The sequence below is a fragment of the Candidatus Hydrogenedentota bacterium genome, assembly GCA_016791475.1.
Classification (GTDB): domain Bacteria; phylum Hydrogenedentota; class Hydrogenedentia; order Hydrogenedentales; family JAEUWI01; genus JAEUWI01.
Map to the genome: position 1 here is coordinate 16,443 of JAEUWI010000080.1, position 10,614 is coordinate 27,056.

At 62.8% G+C, this 10,614-nt stretch carries 11 protein-coding genes; 1 reads left to right on the forward strand and 10 read right to left on the reverse strand.

Features of this window, described 5'->3' with window-relative positions; all coding sequences use genetic code 11:
* Nucleotides 1-85 precede the first annotated feature (85 nt).
* The gene (locus tag JNK74_26240; protein ID MBL7649691.1) at nt 86-484 is read left to right on the forward strand and encodes a response regulator; all 399 of its coding nucleotides are present in this window, start codon (nt 86-88) and stop codon (nt 482-484) included.
* Nucleotides 485-514: 30 nt separating this feature from the next.
* On the opposite strand, the gene JNK74_26245 is transcribed toward JNK74_26240, so the two are convergent.
* From JNK74_26245 to JNK74_26290, 10 genes are all read right to left on the reverse strand, one after another.
* A complete protein-coding gene (locus tag JNK74_26245; protein ID MBL7649692.1) occupies nt 515-1,132 on the reverse strand; it encodes a chemotaxis protein CheB in 618 nt (205 codons plus the stop codon).
* 40 nt (nt 1,133-1,172) lie between these two features.
* Complete coding sequence (locus JNK74_26250; GenBank protein ID MBL7649693.1) at nt 1,173-1,631, reverse strand: chemotaxis protein CheX; 459 nt, start codon at nt 1,629-1,631, stop codon at nt 1,173-1,175.
* On the reverse strand, nt 1,621-2,013 hold the full coding sequence (locus JNK74_26255; GenBank protein MBL7649694.1) for a response regulator: 393 nt from the start codon (nt 2,011-2,013) through the stop codon (nt 1,621-1,623). Before JNK74_26255 ends, JNK74_26250 begins: the two co-directional genes overlap by 11 nt.
* 10 nt (nt 2,014-2,023) lie before the next feature.
* Nucleotides 2,024-2,875, reverse strand: coding sequence for an HDOD domain-containing protein (locus JNK74_26260; protein ID MBL7649695.1), 852 nt, complete (start codon nt 2,873-2,875; stop codon nt 2,024-2,026).
* Between the two features lie 36 nt (nt 2,876-2,911).
* Complete coding sequence (locus JNK74_26265; GenBank protein ID MBL7649696.1) at nt 2,912-3,388, reverse strand: chemotaxis protein CheD; 477 nt, start codon at nt 3,386-3,388, stop codon at nt 2,912-2,914.
* 64 nt (nt 3,389-3,452) lie between these two features.
* On the reverse strand, nt 3,453-4,262 hold the full coding sequence (locus JNK74_26270; GenBank protein MBL7649697.1) for a protein-glutamate O-methyltransferase CheR: 810 nt from the start codon (nt 4,260-4,262) through the stop codon (nt 3,453-3,455).
* 265 nt (nt 4,263-4,527) lie between these two features.
* Nucleotides 4,528-4,896 carry a response regulator gene (locus tag JNK74_26275; protein ID MBL7649698.1) on the reverse strand — a complete coding sequence of 123 codons (369 nt, stop codon included), beginning with the start codon at nt 4,894-4,896 and terminating at the stop codon, nt 4,528-4,530.
* A 33-nt stretch (nt 4,897-4,929) separates the two neighbouring features.
* The gene (locus JNK74_26280) at nt 4,930-5,412 is read right to left on the reverse strand and encodes a chemotaxis protein CheX (GenBank protein MBL7649699.1); all 483 of its coding nucleotides are present in this window, start codon (nt 5,410-5,412) and stop codon (nt 4,930-4,932) included.
* Nucleotides 5,413-5,987: 575 nt separating this feature from the next.
* On the reverse strand, nt 5,988-9,524 hold the full coding sequence (locus tag JNK74_26285) for a beta-galactosidase (protein MBL7649700.1): 3,537 nt from the start codon (nt 9,522-9,524) through the stop codon (nt 5,988-5,990).
* A gap of 196 nt (nt 9,525-9,720) precedes the next feature.
* Nucleotides 9,721-10,614, reverse strand: an 894-nt coding sequence (locus tag JNK74_26290) for a PKD domain-containing protein (protein ID MBL7649701.1), incomplete at its 5' end; no start/stop codon positions are given.

The following is a 10,614-nucleotide window of genomic DNA, read 5'->3' on the forward strand; positions in this document are numbered from 1 at the left end:
CCGTGCAAGTTTCGTCGTGTGGGTGTCCGTTTCACTCGTCGCCGTTGATATTCCACGGGAGCGCGACAAGGAGGTTATCATGGGATTGAGCATTCTTATTGTCGAAGACGATTTTACCAGCCGACGGGTGCTGAGCCATATCCTTGAGTCCTTCGGGGTTTGCGATGTGGCAATCGATGGGGAGGAAGCGGTGGAGGCGGTGCGCCTGGGGTTGGAGGGAGAGGCGCGCTATGACCTCATCTGCCTGGACATCATGATGCCGCGGATGGACGGGCAGTCGGCGCTGAAGGCAATCCGGAAGCTGGAAGAATCCCATGGAATAGCGCCGGGCACTGGGGCGAAGATCATCATCACGAGCGCGCTGGACGATTCGAAGAACGTGCTGGAGGCCTTCCGGTCCCAGTGCGACGGCTATATCGTCAAGCCCTACGACAAGCAGAAGATTTCCGCGGAGCTTCGCGAGCAGGGCCTGATTCCCCGGTAGAGCAGTTGGGGGGCGCCGGGAGGTTTTCGCTCAGTCGTGGTCTGCGGAAGTATTCCGGTGGACGAGCGCGCGGAGCATTCCCGGGATATTCTTGAGCGGCAGCACGTGATCCACGGCGCCGAGCGCGATGGCCTCCCGTGGCATACCAAAGACGACGCAGGAGCTTTCGTCCTGCGCGATGTTGGTGGCCCCGGCATCGTGCATGGCCTTCATTCCTTTCGCTCCATCGCGCCCCATTCCGGTGAGTATGACGCCAATGGCGTAGGGTCCCGCGTGGCGGGCGACGGAATGAAAGAGGACATCGACGGAGGGGCGGTGCCGCGAGACCAGGGGGCCGCTCGTGACCTCGGTGAAGTACCGGTTCCCCGCCCGAATAACGGCGAGGTGGCTACCGCCGGGCGCGATAAGCACGCAGCCGGGTGTAACGCGGTCTCCGTTTTGGGCTTCCTTCACCGTTACTTCACAGCGCTGGTCCAGCCGTTCCGCGAAGGGTCGGGTGAAGTTCTCGGGCATGTGCTGGACGACTACGACACCTGGAAAGTCTCCGGGCAGGGCGGCGAGCAGATCGCGCAGGGCTTCGGTGCCCCCGGTGGACGCGCCAATGGCGACGAGGGCAATGGGCGCCGGTTTCATTGCGCCGGGCCGCATTGCCGACTTTCCATCCAGGCCCGTATATTGGATTTCCCGGCTATTCCTCGATATCCAGATTGAGGAGAACGGGGAAGTCCTCGACGAGGCAATAGACGGTTCCGGGCCTTTCCGCGAGTTCGGCCCAGGCTTCGGCGGTGGTGTCGTCGACTTCGGGGACGGTCAGGTCGAAGATGGGCTCGTCACCGGCGATTGCGGTGAGGAGATTGCCGCAGGTCACGTTGAGCAATTCCTTGAGGGCGTCGCGGGCGGCTTGAGCGCCCATTTCATCTTCCGGATCGAGGCCGAGTACATTCGCGGCGAGGACGGGGGCCATTTCTCGTGGCACGGCCATGGTTACGGCGCCCGCACATGGGCCCCGGAAGGACATGTTTGCGGACACGGGGTCCGGTGGCGCGGGGGCATCGCCTATGTCGGCGGGCTCGACGAACATGAAGGCGAGTTGTTCGAGGACTTCGGTGAAGACCCGCGTAAGGGTTTCGCTGTGGTCATGCTTCATTGGAGCCTCCTCCCAGTAGTTCGTCGACGACGGCCTTTACTTTTTCGGGGGTAAAGGGCTTTCGAATGTAGGCGCGGACGCCCTTGCTGAGCAAATCGTCGATACGGGTCTTGCTGCCTTCGGTGGAGACGACGACGACGGGTACGGTGCTGAGGAGATCGCTGGCGCGCATGTGCTCGATCATTTCCACGCCGCCCATACCGGGCATGTTGATATCGGAGAAGACGAGGTCGACCCAGTTGTTTTTCATGACTTCGAGCGCTTCCTCCCCGTTTGACGCCTGGTGGAGGTTGGACACGGCGACACCGGCCATTTCGAGGGTTCGGGCGATGACGGCCCGGACGGTTTCCGAATCATCCACGATCAAGATGTTATAGGGCATGGGGGTCTCCTCATGGGCTTTCCGGCAGTTGCTGCTGTATCTGGGCCAGGCCGATGAGCATATTGCAGGCCGCGCGCTCCAGCATAACATGGTCGGCGTTCAGTCGCGACAGGGCATTTCCACAGGGTTTGTAGTTGAGTCCATCGATTCCGCCGCCGAGTCCGAAGCCCGCGCTGAGGTGGCTGGCGATGTGTACGAGATCGACGGTGTAGCGGTCGCCCGCGCCCCGGTCGGGATCGTGGTGCCAGCGGACGACATCGATAATGTTTTCCGGCACGTTCCAGGCTTCGAGGAGGAGTGCGCCGACTTCGGCGTGATCGATGCCGAGCACTTCTCTTTCCGCGATCTCGAAGGAAATCCGTTCTCCCGCGGCAAGGCGCACGACGGGTTCGGCGTCGATTTCGAGGAAGGAGCCCAGGACGATCTTTCCGATATCGGAGAGCAGTCCGGCGGTGAAGGTATGATCGGGCGCGGGTCTGCCGCATAGGGTGGCCAACTGTTCCGCGCCGATGGCGACGGCCATGGCGTGGCGAATCAGCTGGCCCGCGGGGAGATCGTAACCCCGCAGGGGTTGCCGGGCAATGGGGAAGAGGGCGGTGGCGAGGACGAGATGGAGAATTCGCTCCGTGCCGAAGAGCACCCCGGCGTCGCGCAGGGTGGCGATGCTCCTTGGGCCCGCGAAGTAGGCGGTATTGGCGAGGCGCAGGACCTCGGTGGTGAGTACGGGGTCGTACTCGATGGCGTCCATGATGGCGCCGATCCCGATATCGGGGTCGTTCACGAGGTGGAGCACGCGGGTGGCGGCGGCGGGTAGCGCGGGTATTTCGGGGATGCGCTGAATGACGAGTTCGCGTATGTTCATGGCGCGTCCCCACCGAATTCAGGGCGGCGGGTATGGCTACAGCTCATATTCGACCCCTCCCGAGCGGAGCAGCGTGACTCCGGTTTCCATGTTGAGGCTCATGGTGCGGGCCTTGGTGCCTCCGGTTTCTTCGGCCTGAATAAGGATCTGGTTTTTCCAGAGGAGCTTTCGGAGTATGACCTGGTTTCGCTCGCCGATATTGAAGCTTCCGTTGTTGTCGAGGAGGCTGGCCGCGCCGGCGACTTTGGCGATGAGGTTTCGCTTTTCAGCCCCCATGTTGAGCAGGGTGGCGAGCAGCAGGGGAACGCCGGTATCGGTGAACATGCAGGGGCGATCGACGGCCCTTGCGGGGTCGATCTTGGAGAGGGGGAGCATGCAGTGGATCAATCCGCCGATGCGCAGCTTCGGTTCGTAGAGGGTCAATCCGATGCACGAGCCGAGGGAGTAGGTGATGATCAGGTCTTCGGGCCGGTCCGAGACGGCCATCTCCGAAATGCCGACGACGAATTTCATGGTCCGATCCCGGGTGACGGGTCGGCTATCGATGAATCGCGGTCTGCGCGTTTCGATGGGGGCATCACGGGGAGGCCTTTCGATAGACGGCGGGTTGGACGAGGGTAAGTGGGCTTACAATGCCGGAAAGGCTTTCCGAGTGCCCGATCATGAGGTAGCCGCCGGGTTTGAGGAGGCGGCTGATTTCGAGGACGAGTTTTCGGCGGACCTCATTGTCGAAATAGATCATGACATTTCTGCAGAAGACGACGTCGAAGGGTCCTTTCATGGGGAAAGGCGGTTCCGAGAGGTTCAGCCGGTTGAAGGTGACGAGCTGCTTGAGTTCGTCGCCGATCTGGTAGTCGGCATCGGGTCCGGCGCCGAGCTTTCGGAAGTATTTCTGGAGCATTGGCCTGGGCACCGGCTCGACCTTGGCCGCGCCATAGACGCCCCGGCGGGCGGTTTCGAGGACCCGGGTGGAGATGTCGGTGGCGAGGAGTCGGAAATCGGGGTGGGGGCCGCCGAGGGCTTCGAGAACGGTCATGGCGAGGGTGTAGGGCTCTTCGCCGGTGGAACTTGCGGCGCACCAGATCCGAAATCGGGGCTGGGAGTTTACGCGCCATTCGCGGACGAGGTCGGCGAGGATGTCGAAGTGGACGGGCTCGCGGTAGAAGCTGGTCACGTTGGTGGAGATGGAATCGAGGAGGTGGACCAATTCGACCGCCGATTCGTCGCCGACAATGAAGTGGAAATAGTCTTCGTGGGTCTCCAGGCCCAGTGCCCGCATGCGCTTCGCGATCCGCGCGCTTACGAGGGCGACTTTCTGGGGCCCCAGGGTGATACCGCTCTTCTGGTACACCAGATCTTTGAATTGATCAAAGGTCCTGGGCTTCATTTGCTCTCCCTTGCGCCCGACCGGTGTATTTCACCGCCGGGCGACAGCGCGCGTTCGACGAATTCGCCCCAATTTCATTCTCCGCCGGGTCTGAAGCATTTTCCGGAGCGGGAATGGTCCGTTCCGGTTACATTAATGTGATCTCTGCGCTTCCGCGCATACGCTTTCGGTCGGGCCGCACGCGCATCCCGTGCGGGCGACGCCGTTGGCGTGTTGGCGCCGCGATCCTGTGCGGCGGCAGGCGTGACCGCCGCCGCGCGGACCCTCAGCCGGAGGCCTTGGCGAGCACTTCCTGTATCTTGTTGACGATGGTCGCGGGTTCGAAGGGCTTAATCACGTAGTTCTGGGCTCCGGCTTTGAGGGCGTCGATCACGCGACTCTTTTCCGCTTCCGTCGTTACCATGATGATGGGCATGGTTTTTCCGTTGGCCCGTATCGCGCGCACGGCATCGATGCCGAGCATGTTGGGCATGTTCCAGTCCATGAGGACGAGGTTGTAGTCCTTGGACTCCGTCGCGGCGACGGCCTCCTGTCCGTCGGCGGCCTGGTCGACATCGGAAATCCCGGCCCGTCCGAGGGCCCCAATCAGCACCTTGCGCATCACTGCGGAATCGTCTACCACCAAAGCATTCATGCTTGCATTTCCTTTCTTCGACACCAAGAGGAATTATTTCTTGGATTCCATTTCAAACGTAACCCGGAGGGTAAACGAACCCAGTTCGCTGTTGAACGGCACCTCCAACCATATGGAGCCGGTAGGGTAATCCACGTTGTAGCTGTTGCCCCGGACCACGGTGGGCAGGCTCAAGTCGATGGGGGGGCGATCATCGCCGCTCAACTTTGACTTGGCGCCACCGGCGACAATATTCACCATTTCCGCGATGGCGTCGGAGACCGTATCGTCGACCACTTTGATATCGGTCGAGAGGAGCTTGTTCACCATGTTGAGCGCCGTGTCCACGGGAAAGGAGAGTGCGACCATTCCGCGGGCCATACCGCTGAGTCCGATGAGGGCCATGACGTCCCGCGGATTCGCTTCGGGGCGGGCGACGCCAACGTCGCCCCGGATGGCCTTGCATCCGAGCATGGTGGAAAACAGGTCGTAGGTACTCTCAATGAAGGGGTTGATATATTCGACTTTCATTCCCATGTTTTCATCGTGCTCCTTTGAACGGCGGACTGGTACGCGGGCGGCCATTATAACGGGCGCGGGCGGGGTTACTGCAATTTAGTATCGCGGGTTGCATTTTTTGGAGTGGATGCAGCGTGACATTGGGGTTGGGGGGCATTGGGAGCGGCCTGTCTGGCCGCTCCATCCCGCGCGAAACACGGGAGCTCTTGGTCCGACCGGTGACACCGGGCGCAGCGGTGGGCTCCGGCGCGTTATTTGTGGCGGGCATGCCCATGACTACCTCGATCCTGAGGCACAACAGCGCCCATTTTGATGAATCAGGGCATGGCGAGTCAGAACGCGGTCCCCGGGGTGTTTTCGTGTCCCCGCTGATACCACCGGTGGGCATGCTGGTCATCCTTCCGTTCCCCCAGGATTCGGGTCCCCCTTCCACCCCGCGATCCTGGTTTCCGAGCTTGAGGTGGGGTGTCCGAGGACACCCTTCACTCAGCCGCTACAGTCCACACAGTGGTATTATAGACCAACGGATTCTAATTGTCCATACGGCACTTGCGGGATATTATGGAATATCGAACTGTCCGCGCCCGCTTTTATCACGGGGCGATCACATCCATAAGATAGGAAACGGACTGCCGGGTGAGGAGGTCGGTAAGCAGGATCTCGCAGGTTCCCGGGAATTCATTTTGCGCCAGGGGAATGAAGGTTTCGGCGAAGCCGCCCTCCACGGGAATGGACTGGCGGTAGTGCTTCAACTCTACGCCTTCCGGGCCGAGGAACCGGAGCAGCAGGAGGTGGGTTCCGGGTGTGGCGTCGCCGGTGTCGAGGTGAATGCGGAGGACGGTGCGCTGGCCGGCGACCGCGGTCTCGGGAGCGTCCATGCGCAACTCTTCAACGCGATAGGGCAGGATGGAGAAGAGGGCGGGTTCGCCGGCGGTTACGGTCCATTGGACGCGCCCCCGGGGGACGGTATCCATGGGATGGAGCAGATCGGTGGCGTAGTGGTCGTCGGGGATTTTGAAGCTTGCCCTTCGGGTGGTGCTGGCGGTCCCCGGTTCGGGGAGGAACGCGGCGAGGGTGGCGGCGCCGTAGGTGAACTGAAAACGCGCCTGGGCGCCCTGCTGCTTTTCGGGTTCCTGGATGGGGAGCATGGGGGAATTTCCGGCACGGCCAAGGAGATGGGCGAGGACGGCGTCGTGATCGGCGGCATTCACGCCGGACTGGGTGACCCATACGGGCCGGTTGGTCCACAGGTCGGCGTCGTCTTCCGGTGTTTCGGTGTCGAGGGGATGGAGAAAGGGGAGGGCGACGGCCGCGCGGGGCGCGCCGTGTCCGTCGAGTTCACCCGGCTGTCCGTCGGCAATGATGAGTCCATTGTTTTCGTGGAAGGTCTTGAGTACTTCGCACTCCTGATCGGAGAGTGCGCGGGTTCTGCAGAGGATGAGGGTATTGATCCCGTCGAGCTGTCCCTGGTCACTTCCGGATTCCAGGCTGCGAACGCGGGTGGAGAACCCGTTCCGATTCAGGGTTTTTTCGAGCGCGTTTTCCGAGGTGTCGGAGCCCCGCTTGAGTCCGGGGTTTGCATAGTCGAGGTAGCGCGTTGCGGGGCTGTCCACGAACGCGATTCCGGTGGGAGCGGGTTCTGCGTTTAAGAGGAGTGTTCCGATGCCTTCCTGGAAGGTGGCGAGTGCGGTTGCGAGATCGGCCAATCCGGGCCGGAGTTCGCCGACGGGGCTGATGAGGCTCCGGCTGCCGGCGCTGAAAGGCTGTTCGAGCCAGATGGCGGGAAGCTGGTGCAGCAGGGCGTTCCAGGCGGCCCACCGGGCGGCGGCGGGATCGGCGAGGAGGTCTTCGTGGCCCAGCACGATCCCGTCGAAGGGGCGGGGTCCGTGGAAGGCCTGGAGGCGGCGGATGGCGCCGGGCCTGGCGGGAACGGCCATGTAGTCGGTGGCTCTGGCGAGCCATTGCCAGTTGTATCCGGTCATAGGGGTGAGCGCGCCGCTCCGGGCCTGGAATCCGACGCGGGCCGCGGGATCGACCGAGCGGGTGGCTTCGCGGCCGGCGTTTTGGGCCTCGGCGAAGACAAGGTCCATGGCGCGCCTGAAATCGAGCCAGGGGGCCCAAATGCGGTGCTGCTGGCACTGGTCGAGGGGCCAGGGTACGACCTCGTCCCAGGAGGAAAAGGATTCGCGCCAGGTTGCGTTGAGGGTCTCGAGGTCGGGGTATTGCCGCTTCAGGTATTCTCTGAATTTTCCGAGGCAATGGGGCGACTGACATACTTCGGCTTCGGTGGCGGTCAGGGCGCATCCGGCCCCCAGCGAGTAGCAGGGTGGTCCGCCTGCCCACGCCTGTAGTACACCGGCGGCGACGGTGGCCTTCTCGGTTCGCTGGTACTCGGGCGCGGAAAGACAGGGGATCCGGACGGCGCCGTCGCCGACTTCGCCGATGTCGAGGGTGCCGAGGCGCGCGATGCGATTGAGTCCGGCTTTGCTGGAGGCGAGGAGGGAATCGGCGTTCAGCGGGGTGTGGAGGGTTCCCGCGCCGATGAGGTCCCTCAGTTGGATGATCTGGCGCTGCGCTCCGTAGTCGAAGGGTCCGGAGGTGGAGAGGATGACTTCGGGCGCGCTTGGCGGTTCGGGCATTCGCACGGGGAAGTAGAAGGTTTCGCGGGCGGCGAGGCTTGCAAAGTTCGCCTGGTTCACGAGGCCGCTTGGCAGGGCGTGTACCTCGACCCGGATGAGGGGCGCGAGCAGATCGGCGAGGTCGAGGCGCAGGTTGATTTCGGCGCCTGTTGAGCCGACGGTCTGGGTTGCGCTGGCGACCTGCCGCCCGAGGCTGTCGGTGGCTCGGACGAGCACGGTGGCTTCCTGATCGGAGCCGAGCACGCCGAGGGCGGGGACCCGTGCGCCGATGTCGAGGTGGTCGTTGGGTTTGAGCCAGACGGCTTTCTGTCCGTCCTTTTTTACGGTGACTTGTTCGAGTTGCGGCCAGCCCGGGACGGAGAGGACTTCGGTGTGCCAGGCGAGGACGCCCTTTCGGTTCTTGAGCCAGAAATCGATGAGATAGTCGCCGGGGGCCGCTATGATGTCGAGGGCGTAGTAGGTGGCGCCCCGGGTGAGCACGGTGTCGGGATCGACGAGCGTGGAGGGCATGGAGGAGCCGGGAATGCGGACCCTGTAGAGGACTTCGCACGCCTCTTCCGCCGGGGCGTCCAGGTTGAGCACAAAGGGGCGGATGGGCTGATTGAAGGCATTGTTTCGCACAGCCTCGATGAATTCCGGCGGGTAGCCCGGCGGTATCTCCTCGTCATCCGGTCCTTTTGGGGCGATATCGAGCACGCTGGTGATGTTGAGGGCGGGCGCGCGGTCCGCCACCCAGAGGAGGGCCTTGCAGACGAGGGAAAAGGCGTTGGCTTCGTACTCCGGGAGCATGTCGAAGGGATTGCCCGGCACGGGAACGAGACAGTGGTTTGGGGAGGGGGCATTCTGGAAGTTGAGGGTGGTCAGGCGGTTCTGTTCACCGCCGTAGCACTGGACCATGGCTTGCTGTTCGGTCTCGGGAATGCCGAGGGGGCCGATGCCGCGGGTGAGCGGGGGGGGCGTTTCGAGGGCGGGCTGGGCCTTCAGCCATTGGGCGAGCGGGCCGGTCCCTTCGAGGGCTGCGCCGGTTGCGAGCAGCCCCACGCCGTTTCCGGCGTGTTCGATGATGCGCTGCTGGACGCTCTCGGGCAAAATGTCCGGGTTGAAGTGGGCCAGGAGTATGACGTCGAATTTTCGCTTTTCGAGGAGCCGTTCCAGGCGCTTTGCCACTTGCTCATAGGCTGCGTCCGGGAAGTTGGGCTCGGGGAACTGGGGATCGAAGCCGAGATGCTTTTCGTCCCACACGGCGACCGTTTCCAGCTCCAGTTCGATGTAGCTTCGGAGCTGGGCCAGGTCGCCAAAGGCGCCGTAGGGTGCAATGGCGACGACGCGCAGTGGGCCGCCCGCGAGGGGCGAGGCCCAGGAGACCCGCGCGCCGGGGGATTCCAGGGGGAGGGTGTGGAACGGCAGGGGGGCGGGATCACCCGCGGCCGGGGCCACGGTACTCCATGCGCCGAGCCAAGCCAGAAGGAGTAAGGTCAAAAATCTATTCATGTGCCGAAAGGCCCCTGGGTTTGCGATCTCGTGAAACAGCGCCCCCATCATAGCAAAGACCGGAGAGCAGCCCTAACGAAGGCAACGCACGGGGCGGGATGAATTGGGACGGGGTCGGAAAATAAGACCCCACGGAAGCAAATCCGCCGGTCCTTGTCGGCCTCCGGGTCGGGTTCCGTGGGGTGAACTATGGTGGTTATCGTCCGCGATTACGCCCGCGGGCGCCGGGCCAGGCCAGCAGCGCCATTGTTGCGCAGGCGAGCAGGAATAGGTCACCGGCGAGATCGCCCAGACGCAGCGTGAGGTTTTTGGTCGTGGTGGCGCAGTTGCAACCCACGTTACCGTTTGCCGTGCGGTTCAGCTCCGCGCGGCTCAGGGCGCCATTCCCGTCGAGATCGAGCACATCGAACTGCTCTTGTGTGAGGCCAGCCATCTGGGCCTGTGCTTCGGCAAAGCTTAGCAATCCGTCGGCGTCGGTGTCGGCATCTGTGAAGAGTTCGAGCAAGTCTTCAGCGATGATCTGGAGTTCGCCTTCGCCTTCACCTTCACCTTCGCCTTCACCTTCACCTTCACCTTCACCTTCACCTTCACCTTCACCCTCGCCTTCGCCTTCACCTTCGCCTTCACCTTCGCCTTCACCTTCGCCTTCACCTTCGCCTTCGCCTTCACCTTCACCTTCACCTTCACCTTCACCTTCGCCTTCACCTTCACCTTCGCCTTCCGCCGCCGCCGATACCACGATGTACCGGGTTTTCGTCTCAACATCGCCATTGTTTGCGTTGTCTATCGCACTCAGGGTCACGGAATAGCTGCCCGGTGTCGCGTAGACATGGGTTGGATTCTGATCGGCGCTGAACTGACCATCACCGAAAGCCCATAGCAGCGATTTCAGTCCGTAGGGCTCGGCGATGCTTTGATCAAAGAACTGGACGGTCAGGGGCGCTTCACCGGTGGTGAGGTCCGACGTGAATTCCGCGATCAGCGTCACTTCACCCTCACCCTCACCCTCACCCTCACCCTCACCCTCACCCTCGCCTTCACCCTCGCCTTCACCCTCGCCTTCACCCTCGCCTTCACCCTCGCCTTCACC